23 protein-coding genes and 1 other RNA gene are annotated in these 25,158 nt (G+C 60.7%); 9 read left to right on the top strand and 15 right to left on the bottom strand.

The window, feature by feature from the left end:
• Nucleotides 1-123 precede the first annotated feature (123 nt).
• Nucleotides 124-345, top strand: a complete 222-nt coding sequence (gene rpmE / locus ACSV9I_RS11425; RefSeq protein WP_006726858.1) for a 50S ribosomal protein L31 — start codon at nt 124-126, stop codon at nt 343-345.
• Between the two features lie 174 nt (nt 346-519).
• On the opposite strand, the gene rcdA is transcribed toward rpmE, so the two are convergent.
• The 3 genes from rcdA to ACSV9I_RS11440 all read right to left on the bottom strand — a co-directional run bounded on the left by rcdA (nt 520) and on the right by ACSV9I_RS11440 (nt 2,884).
• Nucleotides 520-1,035 (bottom strand): protease adaptor protein RcdA, encoded by a 516-nt coding sequence (gene rcdA, locus ACSV9I_RS11430; protein ID WP_054157151.1) that lies wholly within the window; start codon nt 1,033-1,035, stop codon nt 520-522.
• Nucleotides 1,036-1,397: 362 nt separating this feature from the next.
• Nucleotides 1,398-1,589, bottom strand: coding sequence for a DUF1192 domain-containing protein (locus tag ACSV9I_RS11435; protein ID WP_438328971.1), 192 nt, complete (start codon nt 1,587-1,589; stop codon nt 1,398-1,400).
• Entirely contained in the window at nt 1,589-2,884 is a 1,296-nt protein-coding gene (locus tag ACSV9I_RS11440; RefSeq protein ID WP_438328972.1) for an MFS transporter, read from the bottom strand. Before ACSV9I_RS11440 ends, ACSV9I_RS11435 begins: the two co-directional genes overlap by 1 nt.
• A 231-nt stretch (nt 2,885-3,115) precedes the next feature.
• Between ACSV9I_RS11440 and ACSV9I_RS11445 the strand changes: the two genes are divergently transcribed.
• Nucleotides 3,116-3,271, top strand: a complete 156-nt coding sequence (locus ACSV9I_RS11445; protein ID WP_197278307.1) for a hypothetical protein — start codon at nt 3,116-3,118, stop codon at nt 3,269-3,271.
• Between the two features lie 10 nt (nt 3,272-3,281).
• On the opposite strand, the gene ACSV9I_RS11450 is transcribed toward ACSV9I_RS11445, so the two are convergent.
• The 7 genes from ACSV9I_RS11450 to tkt form a co-directional block, all read right to left on the bottom strand.
• Nucleotides 3,282-3,734: a PACE efflux transporter gene (locus ACSV9I_RS11450; protein ID WP_438328973.1), complete on the bottom strand. Its 453-nt coding sequence runs from the start codon at nt 3,732-3,734 to the stop codon at nt 3,282-3,284.
• A 236-nt stretch (nt 3,735-3,970) separates the two neighbouring features.
• Nucleotides 3,971-4,882, bottom strand: coding sequence for a PhzF family phenazine biosynthesis protein (locus ACSV9I_RS11455; RefSeq protein ID WP_438328974.1), 912 nt, complete (start codon nt 4,880-4,882; stop codon nt 3,971-3,973).
• A gap of 107 nt (nt 4,883-4,989) precedes the next feature.
• On the bottom strand, nt 4,990-5,919 hold the full coding sequence (locus ACSV9I_RS11460) for a fructose bisphosphate aldolase (protein WP_438328975.1): 930 nt from the start codon (nt 5,917-5,919) through the stop codon (nt 4,990-4,992).
• A gap of 367 nt (nt 5,920-6,286) precedes the next feature.
• On the bottom strand, nt 6,287-7,486 hold the full coding sequence (locus ACSV9I_RS11465) for a phosphoglycerate kinase (protein WP_438328976.1): 1,200 nt from the start codon (nt 7,484-7,486) through the stop codon (nt 6,287-6,289).
• An 85-nt stretch (nt 7,487-7,571) separates the two neighbouring features.
• Complete coding sequence (locus ACSV9I_RS11470; protein WP_438328977.1) at nt 7,572-9,401, bottom strand: potassium/proton antiporter; 1,830 nt, start codon at nt 9,399-9,401, stop codon at nt 7,572-7,574.
• Nucleotides 9,402-9,713: 312 nt separating this feature from the next.
• On the bottom strand, nt 9,714-10,724 hold the full coding sequence (gene gap, locus ACSV9I_RS11475) for a type I glyceraldehyde-3-phosphate dehydrogenase (RefSeq protein ID WP_438328978.1): 1,011 nt from the start codon (nt 10,722-10,724) through the stop codon (nt 9,714-9,716).
• Between the two features lie 76 nt (nt 10,725-10,800).
• On the bottom strand, nt 10,801-12,783 hold the full coding sequence (tkt, locus tag ACSV9I_RS11480; protein WP_438328979.1) for a transketolase: 1,983 nt from the start codon (nt 12,781-12,783) through the stop codon (nt 10,801-10,803).
• 341 nt (nt 12,784-13,124) lie between these two features.
• On the opposite strand from tkt, the gene ACSV9I_RS11485 reads away from it, so the two are divergent.
• The 3 genes from ACSV9I_RS11485 (at nt 13,125) to ssrS (ending at nt 14,078) form a co-directional block, all read left to right on the top strand.
• On the top strand, nt 13,125-13,397 hold the full coding sequence (locus ACSV9I_RS11485) for a DUF4164 domain-containing protein (RefSeq protein WP_054157161.1): 273 nt from the start codon (nt 13,125-13,127) through the stop codon (nt 13,395-13,397).
• 82 nt (nt 13,398-13,479) lie between these two features.
• Nucleotides 13,480-13,863 carry a cell division protein ZapA gene (locus ACSV9I_RS11490; protein WP_054157162.1) on the top strand — a complete coding sequence of 128 codons (384 nt, stop codon included), beginning with the start codon at nt 13,480-13,482 and terminating at the stop codon, nt 13,861-13,863.
• Between the two features lie 56 nt (nt 13,864-13,919).
• Nucleotides 13,920-14,078, top strand: a non-coding RNA gene (ssrS, locus tag ACSV9I_RS11495) — 6S RNA.
• Nucleotides 14,079-14,159: 81 nt separating this feature from the next.
• Here the strand turns inward: ssrS and ACSV9I_RS11500 are convergent.
• Nucleotides 14,160-16,196, bottom strand: coding sequence for a methyl-accepting chemotaxis protein (locus tag ACSV9I_RS11500; protein WP_438328980.1), 2,037 nt, complete (start codon nt 16,194-16,196; stop codon nt 14,160-14,162).
• Nucleotides 16,197-16,360: 164 nt separating this feature from the next.
• Here ACSV9I_RS11500 and ACSV9I_RS11505 point away from each other — a divergent pair, with 164 nt between their 5' ends.
• From ACSV9I_RS11505 to ACSV9I_RS11515, 3 genes are all read left to right on the top strand, one after another.
• A complete protein-coding gene (locus ACSV9I_RS11505) occupies nt 16,361-16,942 on the top strand; it encodes a 5-formyltetrahydrofolate cyclo-ligase (RefSeq protein WP_438328981.1) in 582 nt (193 codons plus the stop codon).
• 11 nt (nt 16,943-16,953) lie between these two features.
• On the top strand, nt 16,954-17,778 hold the full coding sequence (locus ACSV9I_RS11510; RefSeq protein ID WP_054157165.1) for a TIGR00282 family metallophosphoesterase: 825 nt from the start codon (nt 16,954-16,956) through the stop codon (nt 17,776-17,778).
• Between the two features lie 133 nt (nt 17,779-17,911).
• A complete protein-coding gene (locus ACSV9I_RS11515) occupies nt 17,912-18,754 on the top strand; it encodes an MBL fold metallo-hydrolase (RefSeq protein ID WP_438328982.1) in 843 nt (280 codons plus the stop codon).
• Nucleotides 18,755-18,819: 65 nt separating this feature from the next.
• Here ACSV9I_RS11515 and ACSV9I_RS11520 read toward each other — a convergent pair whose 3' ends face one another.
• Nucleotides 18,820-19,323 (bottom strand): pyridoxamine 5'-phosphate oxidase family protein, encoded by a 504-nt coding sequence (locus ACSV9I_RS11520; RefSeq protein ID WP_438328983.1) that lies wholly within the window; start codon nt 19,321-19,323, stop codon nt 18,820-18,822.
• 178 nt (nt 19,324-19,501) lie between these two features.
• On the opposite strand from ACSV9I_RS11520, the gene ACSV9I_RS11525 reads away from it, so the two are divergent.
• Nucleotides 19,502-20,248, top strand: a complete 747-nt coding sequence (locus tag ACSV9I_RS11525) for a YebC/PmpR family DNA-binding transcriptional regulator (protein WP_054157168.1) — start codon at nt 19,502-19,504, stop codon at nt 20,246-20,248.
• Nucleotides 20,249-20,345: 97 nt separating this feature from the next.
• Here the strand turns inward: ACSV9I_RS11525 and glmM are convergent, their stop codons facing one another.
• From glmM to ftsH, 3 genes are all read right to left on the bottom strand, one after another.
• Nucleotides 20,346-21,701, bottom strand: a complete 1,356-nt coding sequence (glmM, locus tag ACSV9I_RS11530) for a phosphoglucosamine mutase (protein ID WP_438328984.1) — start codon at nt 21,699-21,701, stop codon at nt 20,346-20,348.
• 155 nt (nt 21,702-21,856) lie between these two features.
• The gene (locus ACSV9I_RS11535) at nt 21,857-22,939 is read right to left on the bottom strand and encodes a thioesterase domain-containing protein (protein ID WP_438328985.1); all 1,083 of its coding nucleotides are present in this window, start codon (nt 22,937-22,939) and stop codon (nt 21,857-21,859) included.
• A 243-nt stretch (nt 22,940-23,182) separates the two neighbouring features.
• Nucleotides 23,183-25,117, bottom strand: coding sequence for an ATP-dependent zinc metalloprotease FtsH (gene ftsH / locus ACSV9I_RS11540; RefSeq protein ID WP_438328986.1), 1,935 nt, complete (start codon nt 25,115-25,117; stop codon nt 23,183-23,185).
• Between the last annotated feature and the right edge of the window lie 41 nt (nt 25,118-25,158).

Here is a 25,158-nt window from a genome sequence, read left to right on the forward strand (position 1 = left end):
ATGTATAGGCACGGCATCGAATTGGGAAGCCGTAGCCCATAAGGACTGCGGCTTCATCTATTGAATAGGTCTTGCCGAGACAATTGCGGCAAATGGACCGCACGGCACAGCAGGAATAGAACCATGAAGGCTGATATCCATCCCGACTACCACGTCATCAAGGTCGTCATGACCGATGGCACCGAGTACGAAACCCGCTCGACCTGGGGTTCTGAAGGCGCCGTGATGAACCTCGAAATCGACCCGACTTCGCACCCGGCCTGGACCGGCGGCAACCAGCAGCTGCTGGACCGCGGCGGCCGCGTTTCGAAGTTCAACAAGCGTTTCGGCGGCCTCGGCCTCTGATCTCAGTCGACTTCGTCTGCATGCAAAGCCCGGCCTCGCGCCGGGCTTTTTGCGTTTGGCTTTGTCTCGTCTTCGTTTGATCGATCTCTCGTCGTGCAGACTGACGCGCGGACAGAAAAAAGCCCGGTCCTGCAAAAGCAGGCCGGGCATAAGGTGGTGCTGTCGGCCGGCTGATCAGCCGGCGTTGAATGCGGTACGAAGAAGATTGAGCTGCGCCTGGACGCTGTTCTCATTGTCCGGAAGAAACTCTTCTTCCGACGGACGGTAGATTTCGCGGTCGAGCAGGGCGATGCGGTTCTGCAGGCGCAGCGAGCGCTCAACGAGATCGCGGAAGGCTTCCGGCAGATCGTTCCAGCCGGGGGCCGTGCGGTCGACATTGAAGCCGTCGAGACGAACCTTGCTCTTTTCCGAAAGAACCTGATCGCGGCTCATTTCGCCGTTGTTGACGGCGCGCTGAAGGAGGAGCCAGGAGGCCATCTGCATCAGGCGGGTGGTGAGGCGCATCGACTCGGCTGCGTAGAGCACCGACGCCTGACGCGGAAGAACCTTTGCCGCTGCGCGGCCGGGGCCATCAAGATAGGCTGCCGTTTCTTCAACGAGGCCCATGCCTTCGGCATAAGTCGACTTGAACTGTGTGGAGGCTGCTGCGCGTCCTGCGAAGCTGACCGTATTCACCCCGAGTTCCGACATGAGTGTTTCCCTGTAAAACGCATCGCTGAAGTATGTAACGACAGCGGTGTGGACTTGTTCCTGCCGCTTTTGGTGATCGCAAGATGCTACCATTACCGAAAATCCGCAAGACGTATCTTAAGGAAGGGTTAATTCCCACAAGTTCGGGGTAACAGGGTCGTAATAAGCAAAAAAAGAGCCGCAAATGCGGCTCTGAAGGTAAAACAGGGAGAAAATCAGACCTTAACCCGAGAGGAGAACCGTCTGAATCCAGGAGACTGGATGAACGTAGTTAACAGGAAAAGGATTAATGCCAGGTAAATACGAAAGCCTCTTGTGAATTCTTGTGGATCATTCACAAGCGCTTCACCTGATTTTGACCCCTATAGCTTTTGGTTGAAGAGGCTGTCTGCGGCCTTTCGGCCTGCGTCTTTCCTAAGAATCTCCGCCCGGATTCTGTCTATTTCGCTTTCCAGCAGGGTGATTCGCGCCTGCAGCTCGCCGGCGGAGATGGCGGAAAGGTCACAACCCAGCTCATGGTGAGCCGGTTTCGAGCGCGAGTCTTCTTCGTTCATCAAGCCTTTGCTCCTTCCAGATTGGTTTCATCGCCCGGCTCTTGTGTCTCGTCCAGGGGCGTGGAGCGTGGATCAAGCGTCAGGCTTTCCGGGGTCGAGAGTGGTGAGGCGGAGATCGGCAGGTTTGGCATGTTCTCGCGGTCGGCTGCCGGGATCGCGGCGCGCAGACGGCTGCGGTAGAGCGCATAGGCAAAGATCGACAGATGGGCGAGGGCGGTCACCGCGAAGAGCGCGTAAGGCCCCGCCGCTGTCATGACAGGACCCCCGATGGTGGGGCCAATGATCGTGCCGATCCCGAAGAGCAGCAGCAGGCCGCCGGATACTTTGACGAACTCATCCGCCTTGGCGAAGTCGTTGGCATGGGCGACGGCGATTGGATAGAGCGCGTTGGCCGCCGCGCCATAGATGCCGACCAGGATGAAGATGTGCAGGGGATCGGTCGGGCCGAAGGCGAAAATGACAAAGGCGGCGAGAGCTGCGATCAACGAGAGGGCGGCCAGCACGTAGCGACGGTCGATCCGGTCGGAGAGCTTGCCTGCCGGAAACTGCATGATTGCGCCAAGGAAGATTGTCGTCGACAGGAGGAGCGCGATGGTGCCGGCGTCAAGTCCGGCGCGGGTGCCGAAGACGGCGCCGAGCGTGCCATAGGCGCCATTGGCAATGCCGATCATCAGGATACCGATAAAGGAAACCGGCGAATTCCGGTAAAGCAGCGGCAGGTCGAGCTTCAACGATTTTAGCGGCTGTGGCGACGCTGCCGTCGACATCAGCGTCGGCAGCACGGCAATGCCGTAGACGATGCCGCAGATCATGAAGAGGGTCGCCGTTTCCGGATCAAGCGGACCCACCATCATCTGGCCGCCGACGACACCGATCAGCGTGATCGAGATGTAGAACGAGAAGATCATGCCGCGGCTCTCGTTCGTCGCCCGCTCGTTCAGCCAGCTTTCGATGATCATCGAGGTTCCAGCCGTGCAAAAGCCCGTGACGATGCGGAGCGCCACCCACCAATAGGAATCGACGAAAATCCCGGTGAGGAGTGCGGTGACCGATATCAGTGAGACGAATGTCGAGAAGGCGCGAACATGGCCGACGCGCATGACGAGCTGGGGGGCCACGAAGCAACCGAGCACGAAGCCGGAGGCCCATGAGGTGCCGAGCAGGCCAAGCACCTCGTTGGAATAGCCTTCGGCGGCACCCCGCACAGGCAGGAGAAGACCATGCAGGCCGTTTCCGAGAAACAGGAAGAGAGTGCCCAGCAGAAGGGACATCACAGGAAGAAGATTACGGCTCATGGCATTCGTCATCAATGGAGGTTTGCGGGCCTGCGCAGCGTGGCTGCATCGTCACAGTAGGCGGATCTTCCTACGTTTGTCTGAACAGCAATGCGGGCGGATGATTTTCTCTGAAGTGTAAAAGTGACGCGCGTATGACTTGCATTGCGTTTGATAACGCGGTTCAAGCTCCCCTCAACACCGCGCCCCGCCTACGGGTTCCCTGCGCATGCCACCTGGAAGGGGAAGACGATGAACAAGGCGATCTCCGCCTTCCTGCTGTTGGCTATGGTCATTCAGCTGATCAAGCCTCTCGGGCTACCCGGCTTCAGACGACGGGGTGATTTCTGGAAGATCGCCGTCGTCGCCTTCGTGCTCTGGTCAGCCACGCTGCTTTTGCGGCCTTGAGCCGATCGGTTCAGGGCGCCGTGTTTGCCTGAGCCTGCTGCGCATTTTTCCATTCCGGCAAGGGAAAGAGACGATCGTAGCTCCAGTTGAAGACGAAGGCATAGGCCATATAAAAAAGCGCGAATGCCGCATCCATGACGAAGGCATGCCAGAGGCTGACGCCGAGATACCAGGCGATAAAGGGCATGAGGATCATCAGCAGGCCGACTTCGAACAGGACGGCATGCGCGACGCGCTGCGGCCAGGACTTGAGGGTCGTGCCTTTCCAGGCGGTCAGGGCGTGATCGAAGCCGAGATTGTAGAGATAGTTCCAGGCTGTCGCCAAGGTGGCGCTGACCAGACCAACGATGCCGATATCGGTCATCGGCATGGAGAAGACCCAGGCGCCGAGCGGGGTGATCATGGCAAGCCCGAGGATCTCGAAGCTCACGGCGTGGCGAATGCGGTCTGCGACAGTGCGCATGTTCTTCCCTCCGGGGAAAACAGGCGGGTCGTCCCGCAATTTAGGCATGGGGAGGTCGTCCTCTCGAGCGCTGATATAGGCCGGGCGGATGGAGCGGGCAAGACGCCTTACAAGGTCTTTTGCCCGGTCGAGGCGCTAGAGCCCTTCCGGCTGCCACTGTGTCGCCGAACGTCTCCAGTCTTTGTGTTCATGCAATTGCGCACGCAAAACCGCTGCACAGTTTTGCCAGACTTTCTCTAGACACTCAGACACCCGCGCATGACCTCCACAGAGGCGCCGCTCACCGTGACGTGGTCGAACCCGTTGTCCGCGGCGAAGACATCAAGATGGATGAGGCTGCGGCGTCCCATCTCCACACCCTGCTCGACCAGCAGTTGGCGGTGCGGTTTTGGGTTTGCGAGCGTGGTGAGGAAAGCGCCGAGGGCGGCCGAGGCGCTGCCGGTTGCCGGGTCTTCGGCCACGTTGTCGAAGGGCGCGAAAACGCGGGCCCGCACATGATCCTCGCCGACCCAGGTATAAAGGAAGGTGGCACAGTCGCAATCCTCACTGGCATGGGCGGCACGCAGGGCTCGAAGGGGTTCGATCCGCGATGTCGCCCTTCCAAGCGCATCAAGATCCGTGACCTCAATCAGAATGAATTTGAGGCCAACCGAGGCAAAGACGGGCAGGTGGCGTGCGGTTTCTATATCCTGGGGTGCCAAGCCCAGGCACCGGGCCATCTCATCAGGCGTGACGGTAGCGCCGATTATCAGCGGCCCTGGTGCGCCAATCGTGGTCCGGGAGACCGCACCCGTATCGTCACGCGATACTGCAATCGTCACGAGGCCTGCTTTTTCCTCGAACCGCAGCTCGTCGGTCAACGCCTTGCCGAAAACTGAGCCCTGGGTTGCGAGCACGTGGGCCGTGCCGACATTGGGATGGCCGGCAAAGGGGACTTCCGTGGTCGGGGTAAAGATGCGCAGTGCGATGGTATTGGCGGGATCGCTGGGCGGCAGGACGAAGGTTGTTTCGGAATAGCCGAACTCGGTGGCGATCTTTTGCATCTCCCGATCGCTCAGGCTGCGGGCATCGGTGATGACGGCGAGCGGATTGCCGGAAAAGCGGGTGTCGGTGAAGACGTCGACAGTGACGAAGGGGACGGATGTCATGCTCTGCTCCGATATTACCTTCCTTCCGCATAAACAAAAAACCCGGCGCGAGGCCGGGTTTTCGTGTCACGGTGACAAGCTCGAGGCCGAGGCTTCATGCCATGCCTTCAAGCCAGACGACGCAGGTTTTCGGTGCCGGTCTCAACCTTGTTCACGCTGGCGGCATAGATCTGGTCGATTGTCTCGCCGATGCTGGTATTGAAGTCGGCGTCGCTCATCGAGACCCGCAGCTTTTCCGTCAGGGCGCGCGAGAAGCTCGCGATCATGCCGTGGTTGTGGCTGAGCTTTTCGCAGGCGTCCACGGTGCTGTAACCGCCGGAGAGCGCAACGACGCGGATGACCTTTTCATGTGCGACAAGAGGCGCGTAGAAGTCATCGATTGTCGGGATGGTCAATTTGAGGATCACGGCCTCATCGGCGGTGAGCGTGTCCAGCTGCTCGGCGATGGCGTCGCGCAACATGGCTTCGGCCTCCACCTTGGTCGGGCTGTTGATCGAGACTTCCGGCTCGACAATCGGAACGAGGCCCTGGCCGATGATCTGGCGGGCGACTTCGAACTGTTGGCTGACCACGGCGGCAATGCCGGCCTTGTCGGCATGGGCGATGACCGAGCGCATCTTGGTTCCGAAAATGCCCTTGTTCCGGGCGCGGATCAGGAGGGCGTCAAGATCGGGCATCGGCTTCATCAACTGAACGCCATTTTCCTCGTCCAGAAGGCCCTTGTCGATCTTCAGGAGCGGGACGACGCCGCGCTTTTCCCAGAGATAGGAGGGCACCGGCTGGCCATCGACATCGCCATCCATCGTCCGTTCGAAGAGGATGGCGCCGACAACCTTTTCGCCGGTGAAGGCCGGGGCCTTCATGATGCGGACGCGCATGGCGTGCATCAGGCGAAACATGTCTTCCTCGCCCTCGTAGTCGGTCTCGGAAATGCCATACAGGCTCAACGCTTTCGGTGTCGAACCACCGCTCTGATCCAGTGCCGCAATAAAGCCGGGGGCCGAGCCGATCGTCTTCAACATCTTCGCGTCTACCATATTTCACTCCTATCCCTAAAACATGGCGCGCTACGCGCTCACGTTGTTTTCACGCTCAAGAAACCAAGGTGACTTCGGCGATAACAGAACTTCCATGATGGGAAAATGGCAGCCTAACCTATTGAAACGATTGAAATCATTTCAATCGTTTGAAAATCCAATATTTTTTTAAATGAATTTCAATCGCGCTGGCATCTGCCCGGTTTCAGCTTCTTTTTCACTCCGGCTACAAAGCGCCGAACGCTGTTGGGTTCCCAAGCCTGAGGCTGGCGGTGAGCGATCCCGCATAGAAAAAACCGCGCACCTTTCGGTACGCGGTTCACGTTATGGAGACAGGGCTTGGAGAAAAGGCGGTTTGCGCCTCGGCTCAGCCCTTGGTCAGGACTGCAACGCCTGGCAGTTCCTTGCCTTCCATCCATTCGAGGAAGGCGCCACCTGCGGTCGACACATAGGAGAAGTCGTCTGCAACGCCTGCATGGTTAAGCGCTGAGACTGTGTCGCCACCGCCAGCAACCGAAACCAGCTTGCCAGCGCGTGTCTGCGCAGCGGCATGCTTGGCCGCGGACACGGTTGCCGTGTCGAAGGGTGCTATTTCAAATGCGCCGAGCGGTCCGTTCCAGACGAGCGTCGAGGCCTTCTCGATCCAGCCATTGATCAGTTCAACCGACTTCGGGCCGACATCCAGCATCATGGCATCGGCAGGGATCGCGCCGATATCGACCGTTTCATTGGCGGCATTGGCCTTGAACTCGCGGGCAACGACGCCGTCAACCGGCAGCACGATGGCGCAGCCGGCGGTCTTTGCCGTTTCCATGATCGCGCGGGCGGTGTCTGCGAGGTCGTGCTCGCACAGCGACTTGCCGACATCGATGCCTTGGGCGGCGACGAAGGTGTTGGCCATGCCGCCGCCGATCACGAGTGCATCGACCTTGGTGACGAGGTTGGACAGCAGGTCGATCTTGGTCGAGACCTTGGCGCCACCGACGATGGCTACGACCGGGCGCTCAGGCTGGCCGAGACCCTTCTCCAGGGCTTCGAGCTCGGCCTGCATGGTGCGGCCGGCATAGGCGGGCAGGTGGTGGGCGAGGCCCTCTGTCGAGGCATGGGCGCGGTGTGCAGCCGAGAAGGCGTCGTTGACGTAAAGGTCGCCGTTCTTCGCCAGTTCGGCGGTGAATTCGGGCGTGTTCTTTTCTTCGCCCTTGTGGAAGCGGGTGTTTTCCAGAAGCAGGATGTTACCGTTTGCCATCTTGGCGATGGCGTCGGCAGCCGGGGCGCCGATGCAATCTGCAGCGAAAGCGACGGGCTGTCCGAGCACGGCTTCGACGGATGGCGCAATCAGCGAGAGCGACTGGTCGGCAACCGGCTCACCCTTCGGACGACCGAAATGGGCAAGAAGAATGACCTTTGCGCCCTTTTCCGAGAGTTCCTTGATGGTTGGTGCGACGCGTTCGATGCGGGTTGTGTCCGAGACCTTGCCGTCTGTCATGGGAACATTGAGGTCTACGCGGACAAGGACGCGCTTGCCTGCGATGTCGGTGAGGTCGTCGAGTGTCTTGAAAGCCGGCATGGATATACCCGTCGTGAAAAGCTGTTGAATGGGGCTGACGGGCCGGACCTTACACCGCTGATGTGACGGCGCAAGGCGCGGCTTCTCATTTTTCGGCCTGACGGGCCGCGCGTGCCAGCGCCCGTTTCTGGCGCAGGTGGTCGCGCACCGCATGGGCGAGTTCGCGGATGTTGAGGAAGATCGGCCAGGTGGTTGCCGGTTCCACCGGTTCGAGCGAGACACCAACCGACGAGATGTGGCCGTTCTCGTCGATATCGCGCACGATCAGAACGATGGGGCCAAGACGGACGCGGTCGGCATAGTCTGCCCGTCCCCCGACGCGCTGGGTCATCATTTCCGTCACCGTCTTGCCGCGCTCGGCATCGGAGATCGAGAGCGGGCCATAGGCTTCGTCGAGATTCTTGACCAGAGTGGAGGGTGAGATGGCAAATGTGCCGAAGAATTCGCCGTCGTCTTCTTCCACCGGCACTTCCGAGGCGAAGAGCCGGTCGAGCAGTTTCGAATAGCTCGGCGCGATGAAGAGATAGACCTGGTCATTCTCGCGCAGGCGGCCGGCATATTGGTAGCGCATCGACTTGCCGTCGCGAATAACCAGCGAGGGCATGGCCCAGCGGGGAATGCGCTCACCGCGCAAGACGGGGCTGCCGGCCACGACACGGTAGGCAAGGAGTTCGTGATTTGCGCTGCCGGGCAGATCGAGCTCGACCTTGTCGATGGCACCGATACGGGGTGGGATGATGAGGCCGAGACGCTTGGCCAGCGGCTTGATCGTCCAGCCCTGCAGGACAAGCGAGATCATCACCACGATGAAGGCCGTGTTGAAGAAGACTTCGCCATTTTCCATCTTGCCGATGACCGGCACGATGCCGAGGAGGATCGACACAGCGCCGCGCAGGCCGACCCAGGCGATGAAGCCCGTCTCGCGCTGGGTGAAGTCGTAAGGCAGCAGGCAGAGCCAGATGGCAAGCGGCCGGGCGATGAACATCAGGAAAAGCGCGAGAAGGATCGCCGGCAGAAGGATGGCCGGAAACTGCGATGGTGTCGCCAGCAAGCCGAGCACGAGAAACATGACGATCTGAGCAAGCCAGGTCATGCCATCCTGAAAGCGGCTGATCGCGACGGTGGACGGCAGCTTGCGCGAGCCGGCATAGATGCCCGCGACATAGACGGCGAGAAAGCCACTGCCGCCGATGAGGCCGGTAAAGGAAAAGATCATCAGCGATAGCGCCAGCATGAAGATCGGGGCCAGACCTTGCTCGATATGCATGCGGCGCAGAATGAAGACGATCAGCACGCCACCAGCAAGGCCCATGACCATGCCGATGCCCATATGCTCGACAAAGAGCAGGAGAAGGTTGAGTGACAGGCCTTCCGTGCCGTTGCCGCTGGCAATCAGGTCGACCAGCGCAATGGCGAGGAAGATCGCCATCGGGTCGTTGGTGCCCGATTCGACCTCAAGGGCCGAGCGCACCCGGTCGCGGATATTGATGCCGCCGATGCGCAAGAGGAAGAAGACGGCGGCTGCATCGGTCGAGGCCAGGATCGCGCCCAGCAGAAAGCCTTCCGGATATGTGAAGCCGAACAGCAGCGCAGCTGCGACCCCGACAAGACCGGTCGTCAGTAGAACGCCGAGGGTTGCCATGGTGAGGGCAGGGGCCGCCGAGAGCCGGAAGGACTGCAGTGACGTGCCATAGCCCGAATCGAAAAGAACTACCGCGAGCGCCAGGGAACCGATGACATAGGCAAGGCCGAAATTGTCGAAACGGATGCCAAGACCATCGACGCCGGCACCCAGGCCGATGCTCAGAAAGAGAAGAAGAAGAGGTGCACCGAAGCGAAAAGCAATGAGGCTCGAAAAGGCGGCCAGAAGCACGAGTGCTGTGGCCACTAGTGTGACTGCATAAAACGCATCCAATCCCTTGCCCTCATACCCTGATGCCGAAGAATGGCACCCATGCCTCACCACTCACTCCGGCCGCCGAGCCGGAATACCCACATGCCTCACTGGAGGCGCTACAAGATGGCGGTGTCATTTACCCCTGCCGAATGGCTTGGAGACTATCAGAGACGATCGTGATGATACTTGGGCGAAACTAAAATTTTTAATCGGCGTTTGAAAAATAATAGGGGCGACGCCGGGTCCCGTTTGTTCCGCGACAAGCGCGACGCAGAAACAGAAAAGCCGCCCGGAAGGGCGGCTTTTCGCAGGTCTTGTCGATCGAACCGATCAGATGAGCTTGGCCAGCGCTACTGCCGTGTCCGACATGCGGTTGGAGAAGCCCCACTCGTTGTCATACCAGGTCAGGATGCGGACGAAATTGCCTTCGAGCACCTTGGTCTGGTCGAGGGCGAAGATCGACGAGTGGCTGTCGTGGTTGAAATCACGGGAGACCAGCGGCTCGTCGGTGTAGCCGAGGATGCCCTTCAGAGCGCCGTTCGAGGCAGCGATGATGGCGTCGTTGATTTCCTGTGCGGTGGTGTTCTTCTTGGCGACGAACTTGAAGTCGACAACCGAGACGTTCGGGGTCGGAACGCGGATCGAGGTGCCGTCCAGCTTGCCCTTCAGGTGCGGCAGGACGAGGCCGACGGCCTTGGCGGCACCGGTCGATGTCGGGATCATGGAGAGCGCTGCCGCGCGGGCGCGGTAGAGATCCTTGTGCATGGTGTCGAGCGTCGGCTGATCACCCGTGTAGGAGTGGATCGTGGTCATGAAGCCGTGGTCAATGCCAACGGCATCGTCGAGCGTCTTGACGACCGGAGCCAGGCAGTTCGTCGTGCAGGAGGCGTTGGAGATGACCAGGTGATCCTTGGTCAGCTTGTCGTGGTTGACACCGAAGACGACGGTGAGGTCGGCGCCGTCGGCCGGGGCCGAGACGATGACGCGCTTGGCGCCGGCCGTCAGGTGAGCGGCAGCCTTGTCGCGAGCGGTGAAGATGCCGGTGCATTCCATGGCGATGTCGACTCCGAGTTCGCCATGCGGAAGCGTTGCCGGATCCTTGATCGCGGTGACCTTGATCGGCTTGCCGCCGCCAACGATGATGGTGTCACCGGAGACTTCAACCGATGCCGGGAACTTGCCGTGGATCGAGTCGTAGCGCAGCAGGTGCGCATTGGTCTCGACCGGGCCGAGATCGTTGATCGCGACGACTTCGATGTCGGTGCGGCCGGATTCGACGATGGCGCGCAGAACGTTACGTCCGATACGGCCAAAGCCGTTGATGGCAACTTTCACAGTCATGAATACACTCCCGAATTGAATAGATGGCTAAAGAGGCAGGTCAGGGCGTCCCGGGGGACGCCCTGGCGGGATGGTGTCAGGCGAGCTTCGCTTCGGCTGCCGCAACGACAGCGTCCGAGGTGATGCCGAAATGCTTGTAGAGCTCCTTGGCCGGGCCAGAAGCACCGAAGGACTTCATACCGATGAATGTGCCGGTGGAACCGATGATCGCATCCCAGCCCATGCGGATGCCGGCTTCAACGGCGATCTTGACCGGTGCTTTGCCGATGATCGCTTCTTGATAGGCTGCATCCTGCTCGAAGAAGAGCTCAAAGCAGGGCACGGAAACCACGCGGGCGGAAATACCCTTGGCTTCCAGCTGCTGCTGGGCCTTGATCGCGATTTCCACTTCGGAGCCTGAGGCGAAGATCGAGACCTTGGCGTCGCTGGCCGAGATCAGCTCATAGGCGCCCTTGGCGCAGAGGTTGCTTTCTTCGTATTCCGTGCGGGCCGGGATCAGGTTCTGGCGGGTCAGGGCGATGCCGGATGGGCGATCCTTATGTTCGAGCGCAACCTGCCAGCACTCGACGGTTTCCGTGGCGTCTGCCGGTCGGAACATCATCAGGTTCGGGATGGCACGTAGCGCTGCCATGTGCTCGACCGGCTGGTGGGTCGGGCCGTCTTCGCCAAGACCGATGGAATCATGGGTCAGGACGTGGATGACGCGGATGCCCATGAGGGCCGCCAGACGGATCGACGGACGGCAATAGTCCGAGAAGATCAGGAAGCCGCCGGAATACGGGATCAGACCGCCATGCAGGGCGATGCCGTTCATGGCGGCTGCCATGCCGTGCTCGCGGATCCCGTAATGGAGGTAGCGGCCGGAGAAGTCGGTCGGGGTGATCGACTTGGTCTGGCTCGTCTTGGTGTTGTTCGAGCCGGTCAGGTCGGCAGAACCGCCGAGCGTTTCGGCAACAACGCCGTTGATCACTTCCAGCGCATCCTCGGAGGCCTTGCGGGTGGCGATGTTCGGCTTGGTGTCGGCGAGCTTCTTCTTGTAGGCGTCGATCGCACCGGACAGGGTGCCAGGCAGATCACCGGCGAAGCGGCGGTTGAATTCCGTGCGCTTGTCGGCATCGGCGGCAGCGAGGCGCGCTTCCCAGTCCTTCCGGATCTTGGTGGAGCGCAGACCGGACAGGCGCCAGGCATCGAGCACGTCGGCCGGGATCGAGAAAGCTTCGTCGGCCCAGCCGAGCGCCTTGCGGGTCGCAGCGATTTCATCGGCGCCGAGCGGCGAGCCGTGAACCTTGTGGGTGCCGGCCTTGTTCGGCGAACCGAAGCCGATCACGGTCTTGGCCGCGATCATCGTCGGCTTGTCGGAGGCCTTGGCGGTTTCGATGGCAGCGGCAATGGCCTCCGGATCGTGACCATCGATGGCAATGGTGTTCCAGCCGGCCGAACGGAAGCGGGCATGCTGGTCGGTCGAGTCGGCGAGCGAGACGGCACCGTCGATCGAAATGCCGTTGTCATCCCAGAAGACGATCAGCTTGTTGAGCTTAAGGTGGCCGGCAAGCGTGATCGCTTCCTGGCTGATGCCTTCCATGAGGCAACCGTCACCGGCAAGCACATAGGTGTAATGGTTCTGCAGCTCGGAGCCGAATTCATTGGCGAGCTTCTTTTCTGCGAGGGCCATGCCGACGGCTGTCGCAATGCCCTGGCCGAGCGGACCGGTGGTCGTCTCGATGCCGGAGGCGTGACCATATTCCGGGTGGCCGGCGGTCTTGGCGCCCAGCTGGCGGAAGGCCTTGATGTCGTCGATCGTCATGTCCTCATATCCCGTAAGATAGAGGAGCGAATAGATCAGCATCGAACCATGGCCGGCCGACAGCACGAAACGATCGCGGTCAGGCCAGAGCGGGTTCTTCGGGTCGAAGCTCAGATAGCGGGTGAAGAGGACAGTCGCGACATCGGCGCAGCCCATCGGCATGCCGGGGTGACCAGAATTGGCCTTTTCCACTGCATCCATGGCAAGGAAACGGATCGCATTTGCCATCCGCTGATGTTTTTCGGGAGAAATCATGGCTTTTCCGCTTGTTCCGGGGCTGCGAGACACGGCCTGTCATGGCAGGCCGTCTGAACGGGGCTGATCCTTATCAGGTGCATCGCGCAAGTCAACAAAAGCCCCAGCGTGTGGGCATTTGTGAGGCGCAAAAAGCATGAACTGCCTCTTCTCTGTGCATGGCGAGATTTCTTTCACCGATCAGATGATCCACCCAAATATTCCACAGAATTGGCTGGTATCGCAGACGGGCGGTTTATTGACGCACGGCAATCACGGGGCTTACTGTCCCGGCAAGATCGACGCCTGGGGCGACAACGATTCGTCTGGCGCAACAAGAATAACGGGACTGGGGCGAGACAATGCCGACGGACAATCCGGTCGATGCCGCGCTGAACGCGCTTCGTCAGGCGGTGGCCGGGCTAGAGAATGCCGTGGACATGCGTTTCGAAGCCGAGCGCGAGGGCCGCGAAGTCGAGGGTGAAGTGCGCCGGGTGCATGCGGATCGCTCGCAGCTGGCGCATGAGCTGGATGAGTCCCAGTTCCGGGCGAACCGGCTGGAAGAAGTCAATCGCGAGGTTTCGCGCCGTCTCGTGACGGCCATGGAAACGATCCGGGCCGTGTTGGACCGGTGATCCGCGACTGCCATATGTGCGGCAGTCAGTGTTGGAGGGGCGGTGCCACGGTGCCGCTTTTGATTGAAGAGTTGGATTGCCGATGGCCCAGGTAACAGTCACGATAGACGGCAAGGCCTATCGCATGGCCTGTGAAGAGGGGCAGGAAGAGCACCTCACGACACTGGCCGGACAGTTCGATCGTTATGTCAGCCATCTGAAGGGGCAGTTCGGGGAGATCGGTGACCTCAGGCTGACGGTGATGTCCGGCATAATGGTCATGGACGAATTGTCCGAGGTCAATCGGCGGTTGGCAGCGGCTGAGGCCGAGCTTGCCGCTTTCCGCGACGGTCGAGATACCGTGTTGACCGGTGCTGTGCAGCGTGACCAGCAGGTGGCGCGTGCGGTCGCCGAACTTGCGGACAGATTGAACGGCATCACCCGCAAGCTCACCCAGCGTCCTGTCGCGACCGCTCAAGAAAACTGATCAAGGAATTGTCACGCGGGTCTGGCGCGACGCAGGCGAAGCGCCTATATCTCTGAAGCGGTCTGCGCCTCTCGACAGGAACCACAATCCCTGGGGCCATACTCGATCCAAAGGGAGCTGTCCCTGACCAGGCCCGTGGGCTTGGACATATGGCGCCCACCTACGTTTGTAGGCACCCAGGATCGTAAATCTCCATCGGTTGCCGTGGATCGCACTTTTACCTCTTCATCCGAATTCAACGAAAAAGCCGCCGCGATTGCTCGCGACGGCTTTTCGTTTTTCAGGGCCAGAAAGGCTCAGAATTCTTCCCAGCTGTCCGGGCTGCTGGTCGCTGCCGCCGCTCCGCCGCCGCCAAAGGCCTTGGCAAGTGTGCCGACCATCTTGCGGGCAGGGGAGTTGACCGGGCGGGCGGCACTTTCTGCAGCGCGTGGCGCGGACGTGGGGCGAACCGGCTGGCTGACCGGAGTAGGGGCACGGGCCGGAGCCTGCGCTGCCGGCATCTGGCGGAAACCGGCGTCCTGCATGCGGAACTGGGTGACGAGGCCGGAAAGGTTGCGGGCGCTTTCGGCGAGACGATGCGTGACTGCCGTCGCTTCTTCCACCATGGCGGCGTTCTTCTGGGTGAACTGGTCCATGTGGTTCACCGAGCCATTGATCTCGTGCAGCGCCGTCGACTGCTCGCGGGCGGCAGATGCGATGGCCGAGATGTGCTCGTTGATCGAGGCAACCTGACCGGAGATCTCGCTGAGTGCCGAGCCCGTCTGTTGGACGAGCGAAACGCCGCCGGCAACGGCCTCACCGGACTTGGTGATCAGCGTCTTGATGTCCTTTGCGGCATTCGCCGAACGTTGTGCCAGTTCGCGAACTTCCTGGGCAACGACCGCAAAGCCCTTGCCGGCTTCACCGGCGCGTGCGGCCTCAACGCCGGCATTCAGCGCCAGCAGGTTGGTCTGGAAGGCGATTTCATCGATGACGTTGATGATCTTCGAGATTTCGCTCGAAGCCTGCTCGATCCGGCTCATGGCTTCGATCGCGTCGGACACGACCTTGCTCGAGCTTTCGGTGCTCTTGCGGGCCAGCGCGGCGATCTGTGCGGCCTGATCAGCCTTGGTGGACGAGCCACGGACGGTCGAGGTGATCTCTTCGAGTGCTGCTGAGGTCTCTTCCAGCGAGGCGGCCTGCTGCTCGGTGCGCTTGGACAGGTCGTCATTGGCCGAGCGCATTTCCGAAGAACTCGCCTCGATGCCCATGGTCTCCGTGCGGATATCGGAGAGGGTGGTGGACAGTTTTTCGACCGAGTTGTTGAAGTCGAGACGCAGCTTGTCGAGATTGCCGGTAAAGGTCTGGTTGATGCGAACCGTGAGGTCGCCATCGCTCAGTTTGTGCAGGCCGCTGGCCAGCGCTTCAACGGCTTCCTGCAGCAGGCGTGCGTCTTCGGCCTTGGCGCGCTCGCGCTCGATGCGCTCCTGTTCGCCATGGGCTGTCGCTTCAGCGGCGCGACGCTCGATTTCGATCTTCTGGATCGCACTTTCGCGGAACACGTCGATCGAGCGGGCGAGATCACCAATTTCGTTCTTCAGGTTCGTGTCCGGGACAACCGTATCGAGTTGGCCACCGGCCAGGCGATTGGCAACCGCCGTCAGACGCGGGAGAGCGCCGACGATCTGGCGGACAAAGAGCGAGATAAGGACAGCAGCGAAAATCAGAACAATCAGCGCCGTGATGGCGATGGCATTCGTCATCTGGGTCGCAATGCTGTTGATGTCAGCAGAACGGACACCGGCGTAAAGAATGCCGAGGACGTCGCCCTTCGGCGAGAAGATCGGCTGATAGATGGTGTAGTAGGGAACATCGAGGATCACGGCTTCGCCGCGATAGGTCTCGCCCTTGGTGGCAAACGGATAGACCGCGCCGGTCTGGCCAAGCGCCGTGCCGACAGCGCGCTTGCCGTCCGGCTTGATGATGTTCGTGGTCCGGCGCCAGAAGTCCTTGCTGGCAGCGTCCCAGGCAAAGATCGTCGCCGTCTGACCCGTCATGCGGCCGATGGTGTCGATCATCGTGTGATCGGTGAACTCGGCGGGAATGCTGTCCATCACGATGCGCGTGACATTGCCGTCGCTGCCCCAGGTGATCTGGGCGCCGGGCAGGTCACGGCTGATGATGGTGGCTGCCACACGCAGGCTGGTGTCCTGGTTGGCGATTGCATCTTCCTTGATGCGCTGCTGAATATGACCGGAGATGACCCAGGAGACGGCGCCGAGCGATGCGACCAGGATCATCACGGTCGTGACGGCGATCGTCTTGGTGATGCCGAAACGGGAGAATAGTGTCATATGACGTGGTCCTCATGAGGATGAATTCTCCCTTAGTTTAGAGGGGTGCTGTTAATCGTTGGTTTTCAAGAGGCTGCCGGCCAAACTTGATAAACGGCATTTTCTGATATTTTGGTGTTTTGGCCTCCCTAGATATGGGGGTTATGGGGTTTGCGGAGAGAGGAATGAACGAAAAACGTGTTTTGAAGGCTGCCATCCGCAAGGAACGGTTGGCCCTGCGTGACGCAATTGACGCGACATCACGGCTCGAGTTGAGCCTTGGCATGGCAGAACGCGCCGGTGATGCGATCCGGCTTGAACCGGGTCTTGTCGTCTCAGGTTTTTTCCCGATCCGCTCTGAAGCCGACATTCGCCCCCTGATGGCGCGTCTGCAGGCGCGGGGTGCGCGCCTCTGCCTTCCTGTGGTGATTGATAAGGAAACGATTGTCTTCCGCGAACTTGTGGCCGGTGCGGAACTGGTCGATACCGGGTTCGGAACCCGGGGCCCGGGTGCCGAGGCAGCTGTCCTTGACCCGGATCTGCTCTTCGTTCCGCTTTCGGCATTCGATGCCTCGGGGCATCGGATCGGCTATGGCGCGGGACATTATGACCGTGCAATCGCCCGTTTGAGGGAAAAAGGCCGGCATCCGCGGCTGATCGGCATTGCATTCGACTGTCAGGAGGTGGCAGAAGTGCCGGCGGAAGCGCATGACGTCCGGCTTGAGGCCGTGCTGACGGAAAGCGGCCTCAGAACATTCAAGGTGTGATTGGACGAACGATGCGACTGCTTTTTCTCGGTGACATGGTGGGCAAGACCGGACGGACGGCTGTCTGGGAGCGACTGCCAGGCTTGATCTCCGACCTCAAGCTGGATTTCGTCATCGTCAACGGGGAAAATGCCGCCGGCGGGTTCGGCATTACCGAGGACATCTATCTCGAAACGATCAATGCCGGCGCCGATGTGGTGACGACCGGCAATCACGTCTGGGACCAGAAGGAAGCGGTCAGCTTCTGTACGCGCCACGACCAGTTCCTGCGGCCGGCGAACTATCCGGCCGGCACGCCCGGCAAGGGGTCCGGCCTTTTTTATGCGCGCAATGGCGCGCGCGTGCTCGTTGCCAACATCATGGGCCGGGTGTTCATGCATCCCGAACTCGACGATCCCTTCAAGTCGGCGGAGAGCATTCTTGCGGCCGCCCCGCTGAAGGAGCAGGCCGACGTGATCGTCTTCGACTTCCACGCGGAAGCGACCAGTGAGAAGCAGTGTTTTGGCCATTTCGTCGATGGCCGTGCCAGCTTCGTTGTTGGCACGCATACGCATGTGCCGACGGCCGACCACCAGATCCTGAACGGCGGCACGGCCTATATGTCGGATGCCGGCATGTGCGGCGATTACGACTCCTCGCTCGGCATGGAAAAGGAAGAACCACTCAACCGGTTCATCTCCAAGATGCCGAAGGGACGTTTCGAAGCGGCAAGCGGGCCTGCAACCATTTGCGGCGTGGGTGTCGAAATCTCCGACAGCACCGGTCTTGCCGAAAAGATTGCGCCGCTTCGCATTGGGCCGCGGCTGGCTGAAACCATTCCGGATTTCTGGGCCTGATTGGCCCGCACATCCGGCAGAAGACCGTTTCTCAATAACGCCAAAGTGACGACCGCGCGTGCTGCGGGCGGTTTACGCCTTCGTCCGGCTGGCTCATGCTCCATGCCATCGACACAGACGGTTCGGGAGCGGCATGATGCTGAGACTGGTGCTGAGTGGCTTGAGTTTGCTGATGGCGGCGGGTGGCGTCGGGGCGCAGGAGGCGCGGCCTCAGGTCAGCCAGTGTCAATTGATCGCGGAACGCCTACCGTCGGTCCAGTATGCCAATTTCACGCCGCCGCCCTCAGGCAGCCCCGTTTTCGCCACGCCCGTGCAATTGCAGGAAGACGTGGTCATCACCTTCGTCGGTCATTCAACCTTCCAGATCGATACACCGGGCGGCATCTCCATCGCCACAGATTTCAACGGATGGCTTCGAACGTCTCGCACGCCTGATGTCGTGACGATGAACAAGGCGCATTCCAGCCACTACACGATGAACCCCGATCCCGCGATCACGAATGTGCTGCAGGGGTGGAATGAGGCGCAGCCGGGTGAACCGGCTAAACATGCGCTGGTTGTCGGTGATGCCTATGTTCGCAATGTCGCGACGGACATCCGCAGTTGGGGCGGTGCCTTCGAGCCGAATGGCAATTCCATCTTCATCTTCGAAGTGGCGGGGCTCTGCATCGGGCATCTCGGGCATTTGCATCACGAATTGACCGACGCGCATTACGGTGAGATCGGCCGCCTTGATATCGTGATGGTGCCCGTGGATGGCGGGCTCACCATGGGGGCCGAGAGCATGAGCCGGACGATCGAGCGGCTGCGCTCATCGCTTGTGCTGCCTATGCATCGGCGCGGAGCGATCATCGACAGCTTCCTTGGCATGTTCGATGACCGCTACGACAAGCAGGTGTCTCAGAACAGCGGCTTCACGGTATCCATGCGGACCTTGCCGAAGAAGCCGATGATCCTGGTGCTGGCCGGAAACTAAAGAGCGCCCCTGTCGTGGAAGACTATGGGACGCTCTTCTGTCAGACATAGCTGAGGCAACAGGTCTCAGGCGAACCGCAGTTGGCGATGGACGCCCACATCGGGGGTCTTCTCTGGATCGAGATTGGCCTTGGCGATTTCCCATCCGAACTTGAGCGTGCTTCCGGTCGAGGCCCAGATTTCACCATCATCGAGCGAGAGTGCGATCATGGTGAGTGTCGGGTCTGACTTGCCGCCCTCATACCATGCGGCAACGACGGAGTTCCAGTATTCGTCGATCTTGGCCGGATCCTTGATCTCGGTGAGCGTGCCGGACAGGCAGGCGTGGTAATCGTGGTTTTTGCCGACGACGCAGAAATGGGCGCGGCTCCCCGGCTTGAGGGATTGCACAAGGTGGCTATCGGTCTTGGTGTAGAACCAGATCATGTTGCGCTTCCGATCGGCATTCGGGGCCATCGGCTGCATATGCATGTCAGTTCCCATCAAGCCGAGCATGCCGGCATGGATGTGGTCGATTTCGTCCCAGAGCTGTTCTGCAGGGTTTTCGCGAGCGTCGCTGAAGCTGGCCATGTGTTATCTCCTTCACGTCAGTCGGAGAGGCAACGAGTTTTGCCGGGACTTGTTCCGGCCCCTCGATCACGCGCCGTTCGGTTGCACATGGGGCGCGCGAGGTTAGCTTGGTCTTGAACAGGGCTGCTTTCGCCCGTATAAGGCGCCAATTCCAACATAAGACCTGATCAGGGGTGCCATGGCTGGCCATTCACAGTTCAAAAACATCATGCACCGCAAGGGCAAGCAGGACGGCATCCGTTCGAAGATGTTCTCCAAGCTCGCGCGCGAAATCACGGTTGCGGCCAAGTCTGGCTTGCCCGATCCATCCATGAACGCTGCTCTGCGCCTCGCCGTCCAGAACGCCAAGGCGCAGTCGATGCCGAAGGACAATATCGACCGCGCCATCAAGAAGGCCTCTGGCGCCGATGCCGAGAGCTATGACGCGATCCGTTACGAGGGCTATGGTCCGGGCGGCGTTGCCGTGATCGTCGAGACGCTGACCGACAACCGCAATCGTACGGCTTCGGTTGTCCGCTCGACCTTCTCCAAGGCTGGCGGCGCTCTTGGCGAAACGGGATCAGTATCCTTCTCCTTCGATCACGTCGGCGAGATCACCTACAAGGCCTCTGTCGGCAGTGCCGATTCCGTCATGGAAGCCGCGATCGAAGCCGGCGCCGAGGACGTTGTTTCGGATGAAGACGGCCACACCATCTATTGCGCGTTTGAGGACATGAACGACGTGTCCAAGGCGCTGGAAGCGGTGCTTGGCGGGGCGGAATCGGTCAAGGCGATCTGGAAGCCGCAGAACACGGTGCCGGTCGACGAAGACAAGGCGCAGTCGCTGATGAAGCTGATCGATACGCTGGAAGACGATGACGACGTGCAGAACGTCTATTCGAACTTCGAAGTCTCTGACGAAGTCATGGCGAAACTCTCCGCCTGATTTCATCAATCCTGCCTGAAACAAGAAGCCCGGCTGCGTTGAGCGGCCGGGCTTCTTGCATTTCGCCTCATGGATGCGGCGGTGGATTTCGGATCTGTCAGGCGGCGGCGCTGCGGACGCTGCCGATCACGTCGACGAGTTCATTGACGATGCGCTCGACCTGTTCGCGGTCGTCGCCTTCCGCCATGACGCGGATCAGCGGCTCGGTGCCGGAGGGGCGAATGACGAGGCGGCCGGAATTGGCGAGCTCACTCTCGGCATCGGCAATCGCCTGCTTGACGGTCGCGTCTTCGAGCGGCTTGCCGCCGGAGAAGCGGACATTGCGCAGAAGCTGCGGCACGGGTTCAAACCGGTTGCACAATTCGCTGACCGTCTTTCCGGTGCGCTTCACAGCCGCGAGGATCTGCAGGGCAGCAACGAGGCCGTCGCCGGTCGTGCCGTGGTCGGACAGCACGATATGGCCGGACTGTTCGCCGCCAATGTTGAAGTCGTTGTGGCGCATGTGCTCGACGACATAGCGGTCGCCGACCTTGGTGCGGGCCAGCGTCAGGCCCTTGCCGGTGAGGAAGCGCTCGAGGCCGAGATTGGACATGACGGTCGCGACGATGCCGCCGCCGCGCAGCATCTGGTCCTGCGCCCAGGTCTCGGCAATCAGCGCCATCAACTGGTCGCCATCGATCACCTTGCCATTTTCGTCGACGATGATGACGCGGTCGGCGTCGCCGTCGAGGGCGATGCCAATGTCAGCGCGTACTTCATGCACCTTCTTCTGCAGCGCGTCCGGGTGGGTGGAGCCGCATTCGAGATTGATGTTGGTGCCGTTCGGCTCGTTGCCGATGGTAATGACCTCGGCGCCGAGTTCCCAAAGGGCGAGCGGCGCCACCTTGTAGGCCGCGCCGTTGGCGCAGTCGATGGCGACGCGCAGACCCTTGAGTGTGACGTCGCGGGGCAGGGTGCGCTTGGCGAACTCGACATAGCGGTCCTGCACGCCGTCAATACGCTTGGCCCGGCCGATGTCGTTGGGCGCTGCGAGCTGGCCGTAGATATCCTTTTCGAGCATATCCTCGATCTGGAGCTCCAGTTCGTCGGAGAGCTTGTAGCCGTCAGGGCCGAAAAGCTTGATGCCGTTGTCGGCGAAGGGATTGTGGGACGCCGAGATCATCACGCCGATGTCGCAGCGAAGCGACCGGGTGAGCATGGCGACAGCCGGTGTCGGGATCGGGCCCAGAACGAAGGCATCGAGGCCAGCGGCTGTAAAGCCCGCGACCATGGCGTTTTCGAGCATATAGCCGGAGAGGCGCGTGTCCTTGCCGATCACCACCCGATGACGATGGCCCCCGCGGCGGAAAAGGGTGCCGGCGGCGATGCCGACGCGCATGGCAAGATCCGGCGTCATCGGGAAGCGGTTGGACAATCCGCGAATGCCGTCTGTGCCAAAATACCGACGTGTCATGTCAACTCCGTATCAATGCCGTTTCGCGGCGAACCTGTCTCGCGGGGAGGGCTGGCGACCCGAATCGGCTGCCTCGCTGGTGGCTCTTCACCCGCACTTTTCGCTCCCATGCCACGAAATGCGGCGCTGATCACGTAAATTAGCGTCAAACTTGATTACATGTCGTGAGCGGAAGCGAGCCGGCTCGAGATTTCGGCGGCCAGTGTGCGGGCGTTTCGTCCGATGATCATGCTCAGGTGATTGCCCCGGATCGCGACCCATTCCGCCTGGGGCAGATAGGGGCGCCAGAGGGCGCGCGCGTCGCAGTCGACGGGCGAACCTTGCATTGAGAAGAAGAAGGTCACCGGGCCATCATATCTGCGGGGGCGGTATAAACCCTTCATCCGCAGGAGTTCGCAGGCGCGGGCGGTATAGCCCGGTGTGTTGCCGCCGAGCCATTGCGGTGCTCGATACGGATAGTCCGGCTGTTTAGGGTTGAGAAAGCGAAATGCCAGTTGGTGACCGCGCTTGGGCGCGCTCATCCGTTGCAGATCGTCCGGCGTCAGGATTGCCTGAGCTTCGCGCCGGGCTGGCATGCCTGCCAGAACGCCCTTTGCAACTCTCTGCAATTTTGCGGCGAGACGCGCCAGGATGAAGCCCGTCCAGCGATGCAGAGGCCAGACGTGATCGTTTTGCGGCGTATCGATCAATCCGCAAAACGCGACAGACCTGCCTTCAGCGGTCAGCGCGCGCGCAATTTCAAGCGCCAGTACTCCCCCAAAGGAATAACCGAGAAGATGCACCGGCCCTTCGGGCTGATGATGCCGGATCGTATCAAGGGCGTGTTGTACCTCGTCTGCCACCGTCGCCGGGTTGTCGAAAGGGCGGTCCGTCCAGGAGATCGAGACCCCGTAGATAGGGCCCGGCTGTTCGATTGCGCGGGTGAGGTCGTCAAGCTCGAGGAAGACGCTGACGCCCCCGGCGTAGACGAAGAGCGGTGGGCTCTCGTCCTTGCCTTCACGGAGAAGGATTAGCTTGCCATCCGGACCTGTCTTGCCGCAGCCAAGCATTTGCCCGAGGCGTGCGAGGTTTGGGTATTCGAGAAACGCATTGACGTCGAGTTCGATGCCTGTCTGCAGGTAGAACAGCCTGATGATGTTGAGTGCGCGATTGGCGTTGAGGCCCGCATCGACGAAATTATCATCGGGAGAAAGGGGCTTGCGGAGGATCTGCTCGCAGATCGCCTTCAGTCGCTCCATGCTTGCCGCGTTCGTCCCTGCCTGCACGAATTGCCCTTCGCCCGTTGTCCTGGTGCGGCATATTAGAACGAGCGGGGGCAAAATGCGTTAACGGCAGGCCACTCTCGCGTTGAAAGATCAAGTTTGGTTACCGGCTGTCGATCACGCTTCGTGGTCTGCTGTCATGCACTGACGCCACAAACAACAAAGCCCTCCCGAAAGGGGAGGGCTTTGCAATCGTTTGGTCTTTGCGACCGGCGTTCCTTAGTGCGGCTGAGGCTCAAGGCCCGCTTCCGGCTCGCCACCCTTCGGCAGGTCCTTACGGCCGGTCGAGGGAACGGCAGAGCCGCGGCTCGGTGTGCTGTCGTCGCCGCTGTCGCGGGACGGCTTTTCGCCGCGGATCAGCGCCTTGATCTCTTCGCCGGACAGGGTTTCGTATTCCAGCAGACCCTCGGCGATCGCAACAAAGGCGTCGTGATGGTCGGTCAGAATACGGCGGGCTTCGGTATAGGCTTCGTCGATCAGGCGACGCACTTCCGTGTCGATCTTCTGAGCGGTTGATTCCGAAACATTCTTCGACTGCGAAACGGAGTGGCCGAGGAAGACTTCCTGCTGGTTTTCGCCGTAAGCGACCTGGCCGAGCACGTCGGAGAAGCCCCACTGCGTGACCATGGCGCGGGCAAGCTTGGTGGCCTGCTCAATGTCGGAGGAGGCGCCAGAGGTGATGTTCTCCTTGCCGAAGGTCAGCTCTTCCGCAACGCGGCCACCCATCATGATGACGAGGCGCGAGACCATCCACTTGTAGCTCATCGAATAGCGGTCGCCCTCGGGCAACTGCATGACCATGCCAAGTGCGCGGCCGCGCGGGATGATCGTCGCCTTGTGCAAGGGATCAGCAACCGGCACCTGCAGAGCGGTGATGGCGTGGCCGGCTTCGTGATAGGCGGTCAGCTTCTTTTCCGCTTCGGTCATGGCAGACGAGCGGCGTTCCGCGCCCATCATGATCTTGTCCTTGGCGTCCTCGAACTCGGCCATGGTGACGACACGCTTGTTGCGGCGTGCGGCCATCAGGGCAGCTTCGTTCACGAGGTTCATCAGATCCGCACCGGAGAAGCCGGGCGTCCCGCGGGCGAGAACCTTCAGATCGACATTCGGTGCCAGCGGCACGTTGCGGGCGTGAACCTTGAGGATGCGCTCGCGGCCGATGATGTCGGGGTTCGGAACGACGACCTGGCGGTCAAAACGGCCCGGACGCAGAAGGGCGGGATCGAGAACGTCGGGGCGGTTGGTCGCGGCGATCAGGATGATGCCTTCATTGGCTTCGAAGCCGTCCATCTCGACGAGCAACTGGTTGAGCGTCTGCTCGCGTTCGTCATTGCCGCCGCCGAGGCCTGCGCCACGATGGCGACCGACGGCGTCGATTTCGTCGATGAAGATGATGCAGGGTGCGTTCTTCTTGGCCTGCTCAAACATGTCACGGACGCGGCTTGCACCGACGCCGACGAACATTTCAACGAAGTCCGAACCGGAGATGGTGAAGAAGGGCACATTGGCTTCGCCGGCAACCGAGCGAGCGAGCAGCGTCTTACCCGTGCCCGGAGGGCCGACGAGCAGCACGCCGCGCGGGATCTTGCCGCCAAGACGCTGGAACTTCTGCGGGTCACGCAGGAATTCGACGATTTCTTCCAGGTCCTGCTTGGCTTCGTCCACGCCGGCAACATCGTCAAAGGTGACTCGGCCATGCGCTTCGGTCAAAAGTTTGGCCTTGGACTTGCCAAAGCCCATGGCGCCGCCACGACCGCCGCCCTGCATCTGGCGCATGAAGAACAGCCAGACGCCGAGGATCAGCAGCATCGGCAGAAGCGTGCCGATATAGCTCAGGAAGCCGGAGGAACCGTCCGTTTCCGGCCGGGCGACAATCATCACGTTCCGCTGTTCAAGCTTGTTCAGCAGGTTGTCGTCGATCACGGGCGCATAGGTCTGGAAGGCCGTGCCATTCTCGACATAGGTTCCAAGGACGCGGTTTCCGGTGATTGTTGCGTCACGAACGCGACCCGAATCCACTTCCCGGAGGAACTGCGAATAGGGGATCTCGCGCGAGCTCGTCTGAGACGGCGACGTCTGGAACATGCTGAACAATGCGATCAGCAGGAGGGCTATGATTGCCCAGAGCGCGAAATTCCGAAAATTTGGGTTCATTGAACTCCCCGAACACCTGTAGGCGGGCCGAACCCGCAGAA

The organism is Rhizobium sp. G187 (assembly GCF_051549525.1).
GTDB lineage: Bacteria > Pseudomonadota > Alphaproteobacteria > Rhizobiales > Rhizobiaceae > Allorhizobium.

What these genes read in the sequence shown, in the direction of transcription:
- glmM (WP_438328984.1), bottom strand. Translation starts at nt 21,701, where the DNA reads ATGACACGTCGGTATTTTGGCACAGACGGCATTCGCGGATTGTCCAAC.
- ACSV9I_RS11510 (WP_054157165.1), top strand. Translation starts at nt 16,954, where the DNA reads ATGCGACTGCTTTTTCTCGGTGACATGGTGGGCAAGACCGGACGGACG.
- ACSV9I_RS11485 (WP_054157161.1), top strand. Translation starts at nt 13,125, where the DNA reads ATGCCGACGGACAATCCGGTCGATGCCGCGCTGAACGCGCTTCGTCAG.
- ACSV9I_RS11515 (WP_438328982.1), top strand. Translation starts at nt 17,912, where the DNA reads ATGATGCTGAGACTGGTGCTGAGTGGCTTGAGTTTGCTGATGGCGGCG.
- ACSV9I_RS11440 (WP_438328972.1), bottom strand. Translation starts at nt 2,884, where the DNA reads ATGAGCCGTAATCTTCTTCCTGTGATGTCCCTTCTGCTGGGCACTCTC.
- ACSV9I_RS11455 (WP_438328974.1), bottom strand. Translation starts at nt 4,882, where the DNA reads ATGACATCCGTCCCCTTCGTCACTGTCGACGTCTTCACCGACACCCGC.
- ACSV9I_RS11450 (WP_438328973.1), bottom strand. Translation starts at nt 3,734, where the DNA reads ATGCGCACTGTCGCAGACCGCATTCGCCACGCCGTGAGCTTCGAGATC.
- ACSV9I_RS11520 (WP_438328983.1), bottom strand. Translation starts at nt 19,323, where the DNA reads ATGGCCAGCTTCAGCGACGCTCGCGAAAACCCTGCAGAACAGCTCTGG.
- rcdA (WP_054157151.1), bottom strand. Translation starts at nt 1,035, where the DNA reads ATGTCGGAACTCGGGGTGAATACGGTCAGCTTCGCAGGACGCGCAGCA.
- ACSV9I_RS11460 (WP_438328975.1), bottom strand. Translation starts at nt 5,919, where the DNA reads ATGGTAGACGCGAAGATGTTGAAGACGATCGGCTCGGCCCCCGGCTTT.
- rpmE (WP_006726858.1), top strand. Translation starts at nt 124, where the DNA reads ATGAAGGCTGATATCCATCCCGACTACCACGTCATCAAGGTCGTCATG.
- ACSV9I_RS11445 (WP_197278307.1), top strand. Translation starts at nt 3,116, where the DNA reads ATGAACAAGGCGATCTCCGCCTTCCTGCTGTTGGCTATGGTCATTCAG.
- ACSV9I_RS11465 (WP_438328976.1), bottom strand. Translation starts at nt 7,486, where the DNA reads ATGCCGGCTTTCAAGACACTCGACGACCTCACCGACATCGCAGGCAAG.
- gap (WP_438328978.1), bottom strand. Translation starts at nt 10,724, where the DNA reads ATGACTGTGAAAGTTGCCATCAACGGCTTTGGCCGTATCGGACGTAAC.
- ACSV9I_RS11505 (WP_438328981.1), top strand. Translation starts at nt 16,361, where the DNA reads ATGAACGAAAAACGTGTTTTGAAGGCTGCCATCCGCAAGGAACGGTTG.
- ftsH (WP_438328986.1), bottom strand. Translation starts at nt 25,117, where the DNA reads ATGAACCCAAATTTTCGGAATTTCGCGCTCTGGGCAATCATAGCCCTC.
- ACSV9I_RS11500 (WP_438328980.1), bottom strand. Translation starts at nt 16,196, where the DNA reads ATGACACTATTCTCCCGTTTCGGCATCACCAAGACGATCGCCGTCACG.
- ACSV9I_RS11525 (WP_054157168.1), top strand. Translation starts at nt 19,502, where the DNA reads ATGGCTGGCCATTCACAGTTCAAAAACATCATGCACCGCAAGGGCAAG.
- ACSV9I_RS11435 (WP_438328971.1), bottom strand. Translation starts at nt 1,589, where the DNA reads ATGAACGAAGAAGACTCGCGCTCGAAACCGGCTCACCATGAGCTGGGT.
- tkt (WP_438328979.1), bottom strand. Translation starts at nt 12,783, where the DNA reads ATGATTTCTCCCGAAAAACATCAGCGGATGGCAAATGCGATCCGTTTC.
- ACSV9I_RS11490 (WP_054157162.1), top strand. Translation starts at nt 13,480, where the DNA reads ATGGCCCAGGTAACAGTCACGATAGACGGCAAGGCCTATCGCATGGCC.
- ACSV9I_RS11535 (WP_438328985.1), bottom strand. Translation starts at nt 22,939, where the DNA reads ATGGAGCGACTGAAGGCGATCTGCGAGCAGATCCTCCGCAAGCCCCTT.